A 15085-nucleotide genomic window follows, 5' to 3' on the forward strand; every position below is an offset into this window, starting at 1 on the left:
CAGATATACTTATAAGCAATGAAGTCACCGCGAACGGCGTCGGATTGAAGCTTTCTTGATACCATTCAGGCATTAATGAAGAAGTCTCACGCAAGCAATAATTACCATGATTGAAATTAAACATCTTGAAACGCTGACCGCCATTCGTGAAGCAGGCAACCTGCAGGATGCCGCCGAACGCCTGTCGGTGACGCAATCGGCGCTCTCGCACCAGATCCGCGAACTGGAAAGCAGGCTCAATCTGAACTTGCTGAATCGCCGCACACGCCCTGCCCGTTTCACCACTGCTGCATTACGCCTGCTGACGCTGGCCGACGACGTCCTGCCGCGCATACGCAGCGCCGAACGCGAAATGCAGAAGCTGGCAGCAGGCAGCACGGGCCGCCTGTACCTGGCCATTGAATGTCACTCCTGTTTCCAATGGCTGATGCCCACGCTGGATGCCTTTCGCTTGCAATGGCAGGACATTTCACTGGATCTGTCCGCTGCCTTTTCCTTCGCGCCCATTCCCGCCCTGATGCGTGGTGATCTGGATCTGGTCATCACCTCGGATCCCGTACCGAATGAATCGGTAGAGTATGTGGCGCTATTCAAATATGAACTTGTACTGGCGGTGGCCGCAGATAATCCTCTGGCCCGCAAGCGCTTTATCAAGCCGGCAGATCTGGGCAACCAGGTCCTGATTACCTATCCCGTGGAAGAAGAACGCCTGGATATTTTCACCGCGTTCCTGGATCCTGCAGGCGTGGAACCAGCGTCCATACGCAAGTCGGAACTGACCCCGATGATTATCCAACTGGTCAACAGCAACCGCGGTGTGGCGGCGTTACCGAACTGGGCGCTCACCGAGTATCAGGCGCAGGACTGGCTCAAAATCGTGCATTTGGGAGAAGCGCCCGGCATCTGGCGCACGCTGTATGCGGCCATCCGCACCGAAGACCGCCAAACCCCCTATATTCAGGCGTTTGTGGAACTGGCCAGGGAAATCTCGTTCAAGCATTTGGCGGGCATTCGTATGGCTTCCTGACGGTCTGGAGAGCCCATAGTTGTTAAATGCATACGCAAATGGATTTGTGGGTTGCAAACCGTAGCACCATGGATATATATTTCCATTAGGGAAAAAATATTGCTATGCGCAAAAACATCAATTTTTTCTATGTTGCAGCGTTTCGCAATACTTTCTGTTTAATTCTTTGAAAGACAGGAGCAGAGGGAAATGGCCGTGGGCAGTCAACATTCAGCATCCTTGGATCATTTGAGCAAACTTGCTGCAACAGCAGGTGTAACGATCAACGGAGATGCGCCGTGGGACCTTCGTCTCACAGATAACAGAGCAGCAGACCGCATTCTTGCTCAGGGGAGCATGGGCTTGGGCGAAAGTTATATGGATGGTCAGTGGGAATGCGACCAGATTGATGAAATGATCACCCGTCTGCTTAGGCATCGCATCGATGACAAAGTCAGAACAGCCGCTACTTTCTGGCATGTTCTGCGTGCCCGTTTTGTGAATAACCAGACCCGTTCCAAAGCCTGGGAAGTGGGCGAGAAGCATTATGACCTGGGCAACGAATTTTTCCGGGATATGCTCGATACGCGCATGACCTACACATGTGGCTACTGGGATAACGCCAACACACTGGACGAGGCGCAGGAAGCCAAGCTGGATCTGGTGTGCCAGAAACTGGGGCTCAAGCCTGGCATGACCGTCCTGGATATCGGATGCGGCTGGGGCAGCTTTATGCGCTTTGCCGCCGAGCGTTACGGCGCGCACTGCACCGGCATCACTATTTCCAAAGAGCAGGCCGAATACGGACAAAAAATGTGCGACGGCCTGCCGGTACAGTTTTTATTGCAGGACTATCGTGACCTGACGGGGCAATACGATCGCATTGTCAGCCTTGGCATGTTCGAGCACGTGGGGCGCAAGAATTACCGCACCTACTTTGAAGCAGCACGCAAGAACCTGAAACAGGACGGACTATTCCTTATGCACTCCATTGGCGGGAAGATTCGCGATCACGATCCCGATCCATGGATTCACAAATATATTTTTCCCAACGGGGAGATTCCTGTGATTGGCCAGGTTGCTGACTATACAGAGGGTCTGTTTCTGATTGAAGACCTGCACAATTTTGGCGCCGATTACGACAAAACGCTCATGGCGTGGCATGCCAATTTCGAAAAGCATTGGGACAAGCACGCATCGCAATACTCCGAACGCTTCTATCGCATGTGGAGATACTATTTGCTCATTTGCGCCGGTTCATTCCGGGCGCGAGACAACCAGCTATGGCAATTTGTCCTGTCGCCCAATGGTGTGCCCGGTGGCTATCGACGGCCCAAGCTCTAGACGCAGCAGCCAACGCCATGCGAAAAAGCCTGGAGTTGCGTGGTTGACACAAACGCTGAGGGATGCCGCTGTGGCCATTGTTTGACAGCTGTTGCCTGATTGCGATTGTTTGGCCACACTGTTGGCCGTGGTTAATTGGCCGCAACTTATTGGCCACGGCTAATTGATTGCGGCTATTTAACTATGGCTGTCTGCGGTCGCATTGGGTAAGCAAGTTAATCGTCTGACGGAGCGCGAACAATCTTTCTTACAATATCTGCGGAGAAACCACGACTGAGCAGAAAGCGCACTTGTTTGGCATATTCCTGGGCAGTAGCGTATGCCGCTCCCTTGAATTTTTTTTCCCAGACTGCTTTGGCGCGTTCGTATTCAGAGCTCTGTAAATTGTGAATTGCTGCATTGACATCATCTTCAGATAGGTGATGTTGCCGCAATTTCGCGGCAATACGCATTGCTCCCCATTTTTGCGCAGTTACATTCGCAGTCGCCTGCAGAAAACGACTGTCCGATTGCCAGTTTTCTTTCTTCAGGCGCAGCATTACTGCGTCAAGCTCTTCCGGGCTTTCTGCGTGGGGGGCGAGTTTTTTTCTAAGTTCGTATTCCGAATGCTCGCGCCTGGACAGATACGAAATACCACGGGCAAGCAGGCTGCGACCCTGGCCGCGCCTGCCCTGCCCTTGGGAAAAATCACTCATTAGCTTCCGCAGCTTGGGCAACGTCTTCCGGATCGGGTTTGAACTCCTGAGCCAGGGCAATTATGCCTACGTTCTCGCGTACCCGGTTTTCGATTTCCATGCTCATCTCTCTATGCTCTTTGAGATATTCTCTGACATTGTCCTTGCCCTGGCCGATACGGGTACCGCTATAGCTGTACCAAGCTCCTGCTTTGTCTACGATACCTGCCTTCACGCCCAGATCGATGATCTCTCCCTCGCGCGAAATTCCAGCACCATACATGATATCGAATTCGGCCTCTTTAAAAGGAGGTGAAATCTTGTTCTTGACCACCTTAACGCGCGTTTCATTGCCGACAATCTCGTCGCCCTTTTTGATGGAACCAATACGACGAATATCCAGGCGAACTGATGCATAAAATTTAAGCGCATTACCACCAGTCGTGGTTTCAGGACTACCGAACATGACGCCAATTTTCATTCGAATCTGGTTAATGAAGATAACCATGCAATTGGTACGCTTGATGGAAGCGGTCAGTTTACGCAGCGCCTGGCTCATGAGACGCGCCTGCAAACCGGGCAGGCTGTCGCCCATATCCCCTTCGATTTCCGCGCGAGGCACCAGTGCGGCGACCGAGTCAATAACAATCAGGTCGACCGATCCGGAGCGCACCAGCGCATCGGTAATTTCCAATCCTTGTTCACCGGTGTCTGGCTGGGAAATGAGCAGATCTGCCAGATTGACGCCCAGTTTGGAGGCATACTGTACGTCCAGCGCGTGCTCGGCGTCGATAAACGCGCAGGTGCCGCCGATTTTCTGCATTTCAGCAATGACCTGAAGCGTAAGCGTGGTTTTACCAGAAGATTCCGGCCCGTAGATTTCCACAACACGGCCACGCGGCAACCCACCGACGCCCAGCGCAATGTCGAGCCCGAGAGAACCAGTGGAGACGACCTGGATGTCGTGCGAAACTTCGTTATCGCCGTAGCGCATAACAGAGCCTTTGCCGAACTGCTTTTCGATTTGAGAGAGTGCTGCGCTGAGTGCCTTGGCGCGGTCGGCGCGTGCGGCTTTGGATTGCTTGTCGTCCATGGAGGGTCCTTGTGACTAAATAGAGAAACCAGATATCGCAATATATAGACAAACTGCTTATGAATAAAGACGTGGATACCGTAAGTACAGTATTTTTACACAGGCTGGCCTGGCTATAAACCTATTACCACCCAATGAGCCAACCTGTAAGCCGCCCCGCTGCTGATTATGGTAACGCATTGCGCAGGGACGATAATGTCTTGTTTTCACACTCGCCTGCTTCATGCATGTACCGGATAACAGCGATTCATTACAAATAATCCAAACAGATTATTCATTACAGATCTTCCACTACAAATTTTCCACAACAGAATTCGTACATATTGTGATAATCGGATATTATCGCATTAAATTATACTGTATATTTAGCCAGTATAATCATATTATCTGCATTTTTTTATGAGTTGTTTGTTCTTTACCAATCCGATTCAGGACATTGTCAGAGCTTACGCATTATATTCCGTCTCTAATGGTGACGAAATGACAAGTTTCAATCCCCTTTTGAAGTTTCGTCAGCATTGTCAGCGCTACACCCCGTAAGTTTTACGTAGCGCTGAAAACCCGTATTAACCTGCCCCCGGGCAGGTTTTTTTTGACCTGTTCCAGCACATCGGCAAACAATCTGCCGCCAGATGCAATAGACCTGCCCGAATAGCAGGCAGCGCTCGCACCGGTTGCCGACATCACAGGCGCCGCCCGCCCCCTATTGTGTTGACCGGCACAAAGTTTTCGGCGACAAGGCAGGCGCCCGGCGCATGTGCGACAACGATAGCCGGTACAATAAATGCTTTTGGCGTAAAAGTATGTGGTTTAAGAATCTGAGCGTTTACCGGCTGGCTGCCGACTGGAAACCCACGCAGGAAGAGCTTGAAGACAAGCTGGCAAAAGCCGCTTTCGTTCCTGGCAATAAATCGGATATGAACAGCATGGGATGGGTTCCCGCTCGGGAAAACGGTATGCTTGCCCATGCCCTTAGCGGCCAGTATCTGCTGTCGCTTCGCATTGAAAAAAAACTGTTGCCTGCTACGGTCATCAATCAGTTTACCCGTGTCCGTGCACAGGAAATCGAAGAGCAGCAAGGATACAAACCCGGTCGCAAGCAAATGCGTGAAATCAAGGAAGAGGTAACCGACACCTTGCTGCCCAAGGCATTCAGCATATTCCGCGATACCCGGGTATGGATCGACACCCAGAATCATTGGCTGGTCATTGACGCTGCCTCGGCAACCAAGGCTGACGAAGTGATCGGCGCCCTGGCCAAAGTCATTGACCCGCTGCCGCTCAAAAGCCTGTACACCGAACAATCGCCCGCGGCCGCCATGACCGAATGGCTGCTTGCCGACGAAGCGCCTGCGATGTTCTCGATCGACCAGGATACAGAACTGCAATCATCATCAGAGAGCAAGGCGACCATTCGTTACGTTCGCCAGAGCCCCGAAAAGGAAGATGTTCAAAAGCATATCCAGTCGGGCAAGCAATGCACCAAGCTGGCGCTGACCTGGTCGGATCGCATTTCATTTGTATTGAGCGACAATCTGATCATCAAACGTATCGCGCCACTGGACATCCTCAAGGAAAATCAAGACATGTCGGCCATGGATGAAGAAGAACGCTTCGATGCTGATATGACGCTGATGACCGCCGAAATGGCGGGGTTGCTGAGTGCGTTGGTCGAAGCACTGGGCGGCGAAAAACAGACTGCCAAATAAACGCTGCCGTTTGATAAACGTGGTAGTTTGATAGATACTGCAGTTTGATAAAAGGGGCCGAAAGCCCCTTTTTTTATGAATGCTTTTTTATTGGAACAGCAGCACCCCTGGCCGTTGGCAGCCCGTAGCATTGGCAAGCCACGCCTGCCGCTCCCTTTCTCCAGGCCTGCTATCACGAATGCGCTCGCCAATCGAGCAAACGCGTTCCCGTCTACTTACTGCAGATTGATCGTAATGGTATAAGGCACCGGTGTGGCCTTGTGGGCAATCGCGGCCTGCTCCTGACGCGACTCCATGTCGGTCTTGAACAGAACCCGCAATTCGTAGAGCCCTTCGGACGGAATAATATATTCGACATCTCGTTGCAATGAATAGGCTTCCTGGCCGAACAGCGCCAGATCAATGGAAGCGTCTCCCTTCAAATTGACTTTCAGTTTCTGATCCTTGAAGGCGCGAAACTGATAGGACGAGTACCCTGCACCCAGAATATAGCCGGTGTACATGATGGCGTGCTCGTTCAGGGGAAAGCGAACGCTCTGCGTCATATTGGTGAGCGAGTTGATGAGCGCTTCGTTGTGCTTTTGTTCAGCCTCCTGCTTTGCGGGAACCGGCTGCGCAACGGTCTCGACGACCTGCTGCTCGATATATCCGACAATAATGACACTCAAAACCGTCACCAGGGCAATGAGCGCAATGAATTGTTTACTGAAAGAGTTCACACGCATTTTTTGTCAGATCGAACTTGTTGAAAAACGGACTGTATCATAACCTGATTTGTAGGCAGCTTAAACCGCCACCGTGGCCCGAATGAAATATTGATTATGATTGACCATAAAGGCATTGCTACGTCTGCGACTGTCAGCGCAACAACACCATTTCCTTGAGACGGGTCAACTGATCCCGGGCTGCTGCCGCCTGTTCGAATTCCAGATTACGGGCATGATCCTGCATCTGTTTTTCCAGCCGACGGATCTCTTTGGCCAGCGCCTTTTCATCCACCAGCAGCGACTCAAGACGGATATCCTCGGCACTGAGCGCATCTGGCGCATCCTGGATCACGCCATCGATCATCTCGCGCACCGATTTTCGCACGCCTTGCGGCACAATCCCGTGCTCAGTATTGAACGCAATCTGCAAATTCCGACGCTTTTCGGTCTCGTCCATGGCGCGACGCATGGAGTCAGTGATGCGATCGGCGTACAGAATAGCCCTGCCATTCAGGTTCCTTGCAGCACGACCAATCGTCTGAATCAGGCTGCGCTCGGATCGCAGAAAACCTTCCTTGTCAGCATCCAGAATAGCCACCAGCGAGACCTCAGGAATATCCAGTCCCTCGCGCAGCAGGTTGATACCCACCAGAATATCAAAATGGCCCAGGCGCAGATCGCGAATAATCTCAACCCGCTCGACCGTATCGATATCCGAATGCAGATAGCGCACTTTCATGCCGCTTTCAGTTAGATAGTCGGTCAGATCCTCTGCCATGCGCTTGGTCAGTGTGGTTACCAGCACCCGATCGCCAACCGCAATACGCAACTTGGCTTCACCCAGCAGATCGTCCACCTGGGTGAGCGCCGGGCGCACCTCGACCATGGGATCGACCAAGCCGGTGGGGCGCACCACCTGTCGCACTATATTGTCGGAATGCTCATTTTCATAGTCTGCAGGCGTGGCCGAGACAAATACGCTTTGCCGGACACGCTGCTCGAACTCTTCCATCTTCAGAGGCCGGTTGTCCATCGCCGACGGCAGACGAAAACCAAACTGCACCAGGGTCTCCTTGCGCGACCGGTCGCCACGATACATGGCGCGCAACTGCCCCATCATCCAGTGGCTCTCGTCAAAGAACATGAGCGCGTCCTGCGGCAGATAATCGATCAGCGTCGGCGGTGGATCGCCGGGCGCCGCACCAGACAGATGGCGGGAATAGTTTTCGATCCCCTTGCAAAAACCCAGTTCCTGCAGCATTTCAATGTCGAACCGGGTGCGCTGCTCGATGCGCTGCGCCTCAACCAGCTGGTTATTATCCACAAAGAATTTGGTGCGATCACGCAGCTCTTCCTTGATGGTTTCAATGGCACGCAACACCGTATCGCGCGGGGTCACATAATGTGAACTCGGATAGACAGTGAACCTGGGCACGCGCTGGCGGATTTTGCCGGTCAGCGGGTCGAACAAATCAATGCTCTCGAGCTCATCATCAAACAGGTTCAGCCTGACTGCCAGTTCGGCGCTCTCAGCCGGGAAAATGTCGATTACTTCGCCGCGCACACGGAACGTGCCCCGGGTGAAATCAATGTCATTGCGCTCGTACTGCATGGACACCAGGCGCGCCAGGATTTCCTGTCGTGGCGTGCGATCGCCGGTGCGAAGCACCAATACCATGGCGTGGTAATCACCCGGATTACCAATACCGTAAATGCAGGAGACCGTACCGACAATGATGGTGTCACGCCGCTCCAGCAGGCTTTTGGTAGCCGACAGACGCATCTGTTCTATATGTTCATTGATTGACGAGTCTTTCTCAATGAACAGATCACGCGTGGGCACGTAGGCTTCAGGCTGATAGTAATCGTAGTAAGACACAAAATATTCCACCGCATTGCGTGGAAAAAACTCCCGAAACTCCGAATACAACTGGGCGGCCAGTGTCTTGTTCGGGGCCAGCACCAGCGCCGGACGGCCCAGACGGGCGATCACATTGGCCATGGTGAAGGTTTTGCCCGATCCAGTGACGCCAAGCAGCGTCTGGTACATCAAACCATCGTCAATCCCTTGTGTGAGCGCTTCAATGGCGGCGGGCTGATCGCCGGCTGGCGGGTACGGCTGGTATAGCTGAAACGGGCTGTCGGCAAACTCGATAAATCCGGCTTCGCTCATAGATTGTGCATCCAGGGTTAAATTGGCGCTGTTTTAGGCGTACAATCTTCCATTATCCACTTTAATTGACCTTCCCTGCAACCTTACCTTTTCATATAACGATGACCACTCTTTTCAATGCTGTCGAGCTCGCCCCCCGTGACCCGATTCTGGGTCTGAATGAACAGTACAATGCCGATACCCGTGATACCAAAGTAAATCTGGGTGTAGGCGTGTATTACGATGATAATGGCAAAATTCCACTGCTCAAGGCAGTTCAGGAAGCCGAGAATCAACGCGTTCAGGCGCACGCAGCACGCGGCTATCTGCCCATTGAAGGCATCGGCAATTACAACAAGGGAGCGCAGGAACTGCTTTTCGGCAAAGACGCCGACGTCATCACAGAAGGCCGCGCCCTCACCTTCCAGGCACTAGGCGGCACAGGCGCACTGAAAATTGGCGCCGACTTCCTGAAACAGCTGCAACCGGATGCAACCGTTTATATCAGCGACCCGAGCTGGGAAAACCACCGCGCGCTGTTCGAGCGCGCCGGTTTCAACGTGCAAACCTATAGCTATTATGATGCGACGACGCACGGCCTGAATTTTGACGGATTCGCGGCCGCGGTCAAAGCCATGCCGCAAGGATCTATCATCGTGCTGCACGCATGCTGCCACAACCCGACCGGTGTTGACCCGACCCTGGAACAATGGCAGCAGATTGCCACTTTGGTCAAGGAGCGTAACCTGGTGCCGTTCCTGGACATCGCTTATCAGGGTTTTGGCGAAGGCCTGCAGGAAGACGCCGCCGTGGTGCGCCTGTTCGCTGATCTTGGCATGTCCATGCTCATCAGCTCCTCGTTCTCCAAATCCTTCTCCCTGTACGGCGAACGTGTGGGCGCGCTCACTGTCGTGACGACCAGCAAGGATGAGGCCACGCGTGTCCTGAGCCAGATCAAGCGGGTTATCCGCACCAACTATTCCAACCCCCCTACTCATGGCGGTATGGTGGTGGCGCAAATCCTGAATACGCCGGAACTGTTCGCCCAATGGGAAAGCGAACTGGCGCAGATGCGCGAACGCATTCGCGATATGCGCAAGCAGCTCACGGACAAACTGAATGCCGCCGGTGTCAAAAAGGACTTCAGTTTCGTGATGTCCCAGCGCGGCATGTTCTCCTATTCAGGTCTGACCAAAGAGCAGGTAGAGCGTCTGCGCAATGAGCACGGCATCTACGCGGTCAACAGTGGGCGGATCTGCGTTGCTGCGCTCAATAGCCGCAATATCGACAGCGTGGTGAAGGCGATCGCTGCCGTGCTGTAATCAATAGCGACGCAAATCCGCGGCCTGCGGGCAATTTGTCACTGAAAACGCTTGCCAACTGGCAGTGAATGCGTCAGAATACGGACTGTATATACATACAGTCCGTTTTTTATTTGTCTCTTTCATTACGGGGAATCATGAGCCTGAAGCTTACCGCGCGCCAGCAGGAAATTTTGAATCTGATCAAAGCCGCAGTGGACCGTACCGGCTTTCCGCCAACCCGTGCAGAGATTGCGGCGGCGCTGGGATTCAAATCGCCTAATGCTGCGGAAGATCATTTGCGAGCGCTCGCTCGAAAAGGGGCCATTACGCTTACCGCAGGGGCCTCGCGCGGTATCCGTCTTGTTGAAGATGCCGAATCGGCAGCAGCAGGCTCGTCGTCCGGCAGCGCATCAGCCAGTATCGGCGTTTCTCTGGCAGACAGTCTGCGCCAGCTAATATTGCCCGTAGTTGGTAAGGTGGCTGCAGGCAGCCCCATCCTGGCCACCGAACATATTCATCGCGAACTCTCGGTAGACCCGTCCCTCTTCGAACAGCAGCCCGACTATCTGCTCACCGTCAAGGGGCAGAGTATGCAAAACATCGGCATCATGGATGGCGATTTGCTGGCCGTCAAACGCTCGCCGGATGCACGCAATGGCCAGATCGTCGTTGCCCGCATCGATGATGAGGTGACAGTCAAGCGCTTCAACCGCAGGGGCCGCATTGTCGAACTGCTACCGGAAAACGACGATTTCTCCCCCATTATCGTCTCCGATGAAAATGATTTTGCCATCGAAGGGATTGCAGTCGGCCTCATCAGGCCGCATAATCTGCACTGATTCCCTTTCGGTGCAGCTATGAATGCCTGGCAGCATTTCAAAAACGACTTTTCCACATCGGCGTCCATAGCAGGACTGATTACCGTCCTGGTTTCCCTGACAGGACCGGTAGCCATTATTATTCAGGCGGCCAAGGCTGGCGGGCTCAGCCAGATGCAACTTACAAGCTGGATCTGGGCCATGTCCATCACTAGCGGCGTATGCGGTCTCTGGCTCAGTATCCGCTACCGCACGCCTATAGTCTGCGCTTTTTCCACCGGTGGCGCGGCGCTGCTTATTGACGCGCTTCCTCAATATTCCTACGACGATATTATTGGTGCGTATATATTTGCCGCACTGCTGGTTGTGTTGCTGGGCGTCAGCGGCCTGTTCTCCCGCCTGATGCAGCATGTGCCCCGCAGTATCGTTTCGGGCATGCTGGCCGGCATACTGTTTGCATTCGGCGCCCACCTGTTTGTATCTCTGCAACAGGCCCCGGCGCTGGTACTGCCGATCATTCTGGCCTACCTGGTCATCAAGCGCGCCATACCCCGCTATGCAGTGCTGGCGGCCCTACTCACCGGTATCGCGGTATGCGTCGCGCTGGGTCAGCTCAATACGCAGGTGCTCAGTTTCAGCCTGGTTATCCCTGAGTTTACGACGCCCGGCCTGTCGATACCGGCGCTTGTGGGGGTCGGCATTCCACTGGCCTTTGTGGCACTGGCCTCGCAATACGCGCCGGGTGTTGCCGTGCTACAGTCCAGCGGGTATCACCATACGCCGATCTCCCCGCTCATTACCACTACCGGTATTTCGACCGTTCTGTTTGCGCCTTTCGGCCTGCACGGCACCACGCTGGCCGCAATCACAGCCGCAATATGTACCGGCCCGGAATGCCACCCCGATCCGCAACGACGTTATGTTGCAGGCATCGTGTGCGGTGCATTCTATATATTTTTCGGTTTGTTTGCGACCGTGGTAACCACGCTGTTCATTGCCATACCGGAAACATTTGTTGCTTCTCTGGCCGGCCTGGCTTTGCTGGGCGCCCTCTGCTCGGGACTGGCCGGCGCCATGGCCGAGGAATCAGAACGCGAGGCCGGCGTCATCACGTTTCTGATGACCGCATCCGGCGTCTCGTTCTTTGGTGTAGGGTCCGCATTCTGGGGCCTGATTGCCGGTGTGGCCGCGTATGCCATTCTGGTGTGGCGGCGTAAACCGCACAAAGCAACATAACGTGACCGGCTTATAAGCCTGGTAATGACTACTCTTTCATTACATCAATTGGGCACGGCACTGGTTATATTGGGCCGTATAACGGGCCGCCCGCTCCCTGACAATTTGAGCGGTGCGCATGAGCCAGGCTTTGGCCTGATAGCTTTTGTTGCGATAGCCACTCCAGCCTTCGTGATAATTCAGATACTGGCCGTAGGCATCCCATTTGGATGTGCCGTTAAGCACCTGTGCCTTGGACATATACCAACCCATGAAATCCAGTGCATCCGCAAAGTCATCGCGACTGGCACTCTGGCCGGTATCGCGCTCGTAATCACCCCATACTTCGTCTTTGGCCTGGGCATAGCCATAAGCTGAACTGACCCGCCCCCAGGGAATAAACCATAGCAAATAGTTTTTGGGAGGCTTGGCATCGTGCCGATACGACGATTCCTGATACATCATGGCAAAGGGTACCGGGATCGGCACGCCCCATTTTTTCTGCATATCCAGCGCTGCAGTGTGCCACCGCGGTTTCTCCTGAAATATTGCGCACAGATCTTCCGCATTTTTCGGCGGCGTTGTAGAGCAACCAGCCAGTGTCGCAGCACCGGCCAGCATGCCAATTGTAAATATTGTTTTCAATTGCAGCATGGGTTAATTACCTTAATCGCCTATTTGCAAATATTGTAAAGAATATGGTCTTGAATTTGAAAAAAATCATCTAGAATGGGCATCATCCTAATTTAGGGTTAAGCACCATTATGGCTTATTTGAACCGCTCCGGTATTTACTTCAATACCTTTATCATCATTCTGATTGCGGTCTCGCTCGCATTCCTGCGAATGCTCGTACCCTTTTACGGCGCAATTTTCTGGGCAATTGTCCTGGCAGTGCTGTTCCGTCCACTGCAACTGTGGATACTAGAGCGCATGCCCGGCAGGAACACCAGTGTATCGATTATCACACTTATTATCTGCCTGCTGATTGCCATCATTCCGCTTATCCTGATTTCCATCTCGCTGATCAACGAATCGCTGTTGTTCTATCAGCGTATTGAATCCGGGCAATTCAATATCGCCGAATACATCCGACAGGTGTCAGATGCGCTGCCCGCATCGGTCCGCGATTTTCTGGCCAGGTTCGAGATTTACAACCTGTCTTCGCTTTATGCCAAAATTTCATCTGGCATGATGCAGGGCAGTAAGTATCTGGCCACACAGGCGCTCAATATTGGCCAGAACTTCTTTGCGTTTCTGGTTGAATTCTGCATTATGCTGTATTTGCTGTTTTTCCTGCTCAAGGATGGACCGGCGCTCACACACCGTATCAAAAACCTGATTCCATTGACCGACGACCACAAACAGTTTCTGTTCCAGAAATTCAATACAGTGGTGCGGGCAACGGTCAAGGGTAATGTGGTCATCGCCGCGGTGCAGGGCGTACTCGGCGGCGTGATTTTCTGGATTCTGGGAATTCAGGGCGCCTTGCTATGGGGCGTGATCATGGGTTTCCTGTCTCTGCTGCCCGCCGTGGGCGCCGCCATTGTATGGCTGCCGGTTGCCGTGTATTTTTTGATTACCGGTCATCTGTGGAATGGCATTGTCCTGGTTCTGTTCGGCTTCCTGGTCATTGGCCTGTCGGATAATATTCTTCGCCCGTTGCTTGTGGGCAAAGACACGAAAATGCCAGACTATCTGGTTCTTATTTCTACGCTCGGAGGCCTTTCCCTGTTTGGTCTGACGGGCTTTGTGATTGGCCCGCTGATTGCCGCCATGTTCATCGCCATCTGGGATTTGTTCCCGGCGGCGATCAATCTGAATGATCAAAACAAGGCAGTGCCGGTGACGCATCGCCGCCCACCGCCCCCTGCCAAATAGCCGGAATCTTTTTATAACATACTGTTTTTATTAGTAAATTAATGCCGCAGCTGAAATTTGGGTTGCGGCATTCTTTGTCTGTATAATGGATTTTCCAACTCACAACAGACGGAGGTCCTCGGTATGTTCCCTGAATATCGTGATTTAATATCCCGGCTCAAAGAAGAAGACGCCAATTTCAAGCGCCTTTTCAAAAAACATAATGATCTGGACCAGGAATTGCAGAGCCTTGAAACACAGGATTTCAGTGAAAAACATACTGAAATCGAGAAGAAGAAAAAAGAAAAACTGCAACTTAAAGATCAGCTTTACAGCATGTTGAAGGAAAGAGCGACTACCTGATCCGCGATATCACGAAACGGGGTGCAATGCCCCGTATTTCGACCAAGTTTATCGTCACCCTGCTGGCTGAAATGCCTTCAAACTACTTTTGCTCAACAGCCCTATTTTTAGAACGCCTGTTTCCGACTCGCATGATCGCGCAGCCTTTGCTTATTATGCAAGGGCTTTTTATATTCCGGACCACACTGTCCGCAATGCAATCTCTGCCTGAAAGGCACCCGCACCAATATGAGATCTGTGCCTCGGTTTATAGGACAGAGCCGACCGTTTGAATATCCTGGCGCAATGCGATTGGGATGGTGCGATCAATTTTGTGTTAATTGTGAGATGCGTGCCCGTCTCCCGCTTATGGGATAGAGCCAAAGAATACCGACTTTAGACAATGAACATTGTCTGGAAAACTACTGGAAATAACTGGCTTATATTTGCGACTGCTTTAAATAACAATCACAAAAAAAATAAAAACCAGTGGTGCCCAAGGGGGGACTCGAACCCCCACACCCGAAGGCACATGGACCTGAACCATGCGCGTCTACCAATTCCGCCACCTGGGCAAAACAGAAAACTGTTGTTTACTGTCGAAGAGCTAAGACAAGGATTATATATACTCCTAAAAAAAAACGCCAGTAGGCGTGCCCGTTTTCTTCAAAAAACCAGCGAGAAGTGGCTGATTGTTGTAAAAACACTTCAGACTTGCCGCCAGGCTTGCCAGGATGTACCTCAGAACAGCACTGATTTCACGCTCCGGCTCCAAGTTCAGGCTCGCGCCAACCTTCACTTTCGCATACAAGGCCATAGCGCGCGCATGGCCCTGAAAGCGATGCCATATGACATATAATCT

13 protein-coding genes and 1 tRNA gene are annotated in these 15085 nt (G+C 52.7%); 8 read left to right on the forward strand and 6 right to left on the reverse strand.

Features of this window, described 5'->3' with window-relative positions; translation table 11 throughout:
* The first annotated feature begins 106 nt into the window (after nucleotides 1-106).
* A complete protein-coding gene (locus INT32_RS01690; protein ID WP_193086989.1) occupies nucleotides 107-1027 on the forward strand; it encodes a LysR family transcriptional regulator in 921 nt (306 codons plus the stop codon).
* A gap of 189 nt (nucleotides 1028-1216) precedes the next feature.
* On the forward strand, nucleotides 1217-2350 hold the full coding sequence (gene cfa / locus INT32_RS01695) for a cyclopropane fatty acyl phospholipid synthase (protein WP_193086990.1): 1134 nt from the start codon (nucleotides 1217-1219) through the stop codon (nucleotides 2348-2350).
* A 215-nt stretch (nucleotides 2351-2565) separates the two neighbouring features.
* Here cfa and recX read toward each other — a convergent pair whose 3' ends face one another.
* Together recX and recA are read right to left on the reverse strand one after the other, a co-directional pair.
* On the reverse strand, nucleotides 2566-3045 hold the full coding sequence (gene recX, locus INT32_RS01700; protein ID WP_193086991.1) for a recombination regulator RecX: 480 nt from the start codon (nucleotides 3043-3045) through the stop codon (nucleotides 2566-2568).
* Nucleotides 3038-4117: a recombinase RecA gene (gene recA / locus INT32_RS01705; protein ID WP_193086992.1), complete on the reverse strand. Its 1080-nt coding sequence runs from the start codon at nucleotides 4115-4117 to the stop codon at nucleotides 3038-3040. The genes recX and recA overlap by 8 nt, the downstream gene beginning before the upstream one ends.
* Before the next feature lie 803 nt (nucleotides 4118-4920).
* On the opposite strand from recA, the gene INT32_RS01710 reads away from it, so the two are divergent.
* Complete coding sequence (locus INT32_RS01710) at nucleotides 4921-5826, forward strand: recombination-associated protein RdgC (protein WP_193086993.1); 906 nt, start codon at nucleotides 4921-4923, stop codon at nucleotides 5824-5826.
* A 215-nt stretch (nucleotides 5827-6041) separates the two neighbouring features.
* Here INT32_RS01710 and INT32_RS01715 read toward each other — a convergent pair whose 3' ends face one another.
* Together INT32_RS01715 and uvrB are read right to left on the reverse strand one after the other, a co-directional pair.
* Nucleotides 6042-6551 (reverse strand): hypothetical protein, encoded by a 510-nt coding sequence (locus INT32_RS01715; RefSeq protein WP_193086994.1) that lies wholly within the window; start codon nucleotides 6549-6551, stop codon nucleotides 6042-6044.
* 133 nt (nucleotides 6552-6684) lie between these two features.
* Nucleotides 6685-8706 (reverse strand): excinuclease ABC subunit UvrB, encoded by a 2022-nt coding sequence (gene uvrB / locus INT32_RS01720; RefSeq protein ID WP_193086995.1) that lies wholly within the window; start codon nucleotides 8704-8706, stop codon nucleotides 6685-6687.
* Between the two features lie 101 nt (nucleotides 8707-8807).
* Between uvrB and INT32_RS01725 the strand changes: the two genes are divergently transcribed.
* The 3 genes from INT32_RS01725 to INT32_RS01735 all read left to right on the forward strand — a co-directional run bounded on the left by INT32_RS01725 (nucleotide 8808) and on the right by INT32_RS01735 (nucleotide 12043).
* A complete protein-coding gene (locus tag INT32_RS01725) occupies nucleotides 8808-10007 on the forward strand; it encodes an amino acid aminotransferase (RefSeq protein ID WP_193086996.1) in 1200 nt (399 codons plus the stop codon).
* A 137-nt stretch (nucleotides 10008-10144) separates the two neighbouring features.
* Nucleotides 10145-10828, forward strand: a complete 684-nt coding sequence (gene lexA, locus INT32_RS01730) for a transcriptional repressor LexA (RefSeq protein WP_193086997.1) — start codon at nucleotides 10145-10147, stop codon at nucleotides 10826-10828.
* An 18-nt stretch (nucleotides 10829-10846) separates the two neighbouring features.
* Entirely contained in the window at nucleotides 10847-12043 is a 1197-nt protein-coding gene (locus INT32_RS01735; RefSeq protein WP_193086998.1) for a benzoate/H(+) symporter BenE family transporter, read from the forward strand.
* Nucleotides 12044-12082: 39 nt separating this feature from the next.
* Here the strand turns inward: INT32_RS01735 and INT32_RS01740 are convergent, their stop codons facing one another.
* A complete protein-coding gene (locus INT32_RS01740; protein WP_193086999.1) occupies nucleotides 12083-12676 on the reverse strand; it encodes a hypothetical protein in 594 nt (197 codons plus the stop codon).
* Nucleotides 12677-12786: 110 nt separating this feature from the next.
* On the opposite strand from INT32_RS01740, the gene INT32_RS01745 reads away from it, so the two are divergent.
* Together INT32_RS01745 and INT32_RS01750 are read left to right on the forward strand one after the other, a co-directional pair.
* Nucleotides 12787-13902: an AI-2E family transporter gene (locus INT32_RS01745; RefSeq protein ID WP_193087000.1), complete on the forward strand. Its 1116-nt coding sequence runs from the start codon at nucleotides 12787-12789 to the stop codon at nucleotides 13900-13902.
* Between the two features lie 123 nt (nucleotides 13903-14025).
* Nucleotides 14026-14244, forward strand: coding sequence for a YdcH family protein (locus tag INT32_RS01750; protein WP_193087001.1), 219 nt, complete (start codon nucleotides 14026-14028; stop codon nucleotides 14242-14244).
* A 469-nt stretch (nucleotides 14245-14713) separates the two neighbouring features.
* Here INT32_RS01750 and INT32_RS01755 read toward each other — a convergent pair.
* Nucleotides 14714-14798: transfer RNA gene (locus INT32_RS01755), tRNA-Leu, on the reverse strand.
* Between the last annotated feature and the right edge of the window lie 287 nt (nucleotides 14799-15085).

This window comes from Advenella sp. FME57 (genome assembly GCF_014897675.1).
In the GTDB taxonomy this organism is placed as follows: Bacteria; Pseudomonadota; Gammaproteobacteria; order Burkholderiales; family Burkholderiaceae_B; genus Advenella.

What these genes read in the sequence shown, in the direction of transcription:
- INT32_RS01690 (WP_193086989.1), top strand. Translation starts at nt 107, where the DNA reads ATGATTGAAATTAAACATCTTGAAACGCTGACCGCCATTCGTGAAGCA.
- cfa (WP_193086990.1), top strand. Translation starts at nt 1,217, where the DNA reads ATGGCCGTGGGCAGTCAACATTCAGCATCCTTGGATCATTTGAGCAAA.
- recX (WP_193086991.1), bottom strand. Translation starts at nt 3,045, where the DNA reads ATGAGTGATTTTTCCCAAGGGCAGGGCAGGCGCGGCCAGGGTCGCAGC.
- recA (WP_193086992.1), bottom strand. Translation starts at nt 4,117, where the DNA reads ATGGACGACAAGCAATCCAAAGCCGCACGCGCCGACCGCGCCAAGGCA.
- INT32_RS01710 (WP_193086993.1), top strand. Translation starts at nt 4,921, where the DNA reads ATGTGGTTTAAGAATCTGAGCGTTTACCGGCTGGCTGCCGACTGGAAA.
- INT32_RS01715 (WP_193086994.1), bottom strand. Translation starts at nt 6,551, where the DNA reads ATGCGTGTGAACTCTTTCAGTAAACAATTCATTGCGCTCATTGCCCTG.
- uvrB (WP_193086995.1), bottom strand. Translation starts at nt 8,706, where the DNA reads ATGAGCGAAGCCGGATTTATCGAGTTTGCCGACAGCCCGTTTCAGCTA.
- INT32_RS01725 (WP_193086996.1), top strand. Translation starts at nt 8,808, where the DNA reads ATGACCACTCTTTTCAATGCTGTCGAGCTCGCCCCCCGTGACCCGATT.
- lexA (WP_193086997.1), top strand. Translation starts at nt 10,145, where the DNA reads ATGAGCCTGAAGCTTACCGCGCGCCAGCAGGAAATTTTGAATCTGATC.
- INT32_RS01735 (WP_193086998.1), top strand. Translation starts at nt 10,847, where the DNA reads ATGAATGCCTGGCAGCATTTCAAAAACGACTTTTCCACATCGGCGTCC.
- INT32_RS01740 (WP_193086999.1), bottom strand. Translation starts at nt 12,676, where the DNA reads ATGCTGCAATTGAAAACAATATTTACAATTGGCATGCTGGCCGGTGCT.
- INT32_RS01745 (WP_193087000.1), top strand. Translation starts at nt 12,787, where the DNA reads ATGGCTTATTTGAACCGCTCCGGTATTTACTTCAATACCTTTATCATC.
- INT32_RS01750 (WP_193087001.1), top strand. Translation starts at nt 14,026, where the DNA reads ATGTTCCCTGAATATCGTGATTTAATATCCCGGCTCAAAGAAGAAGAC.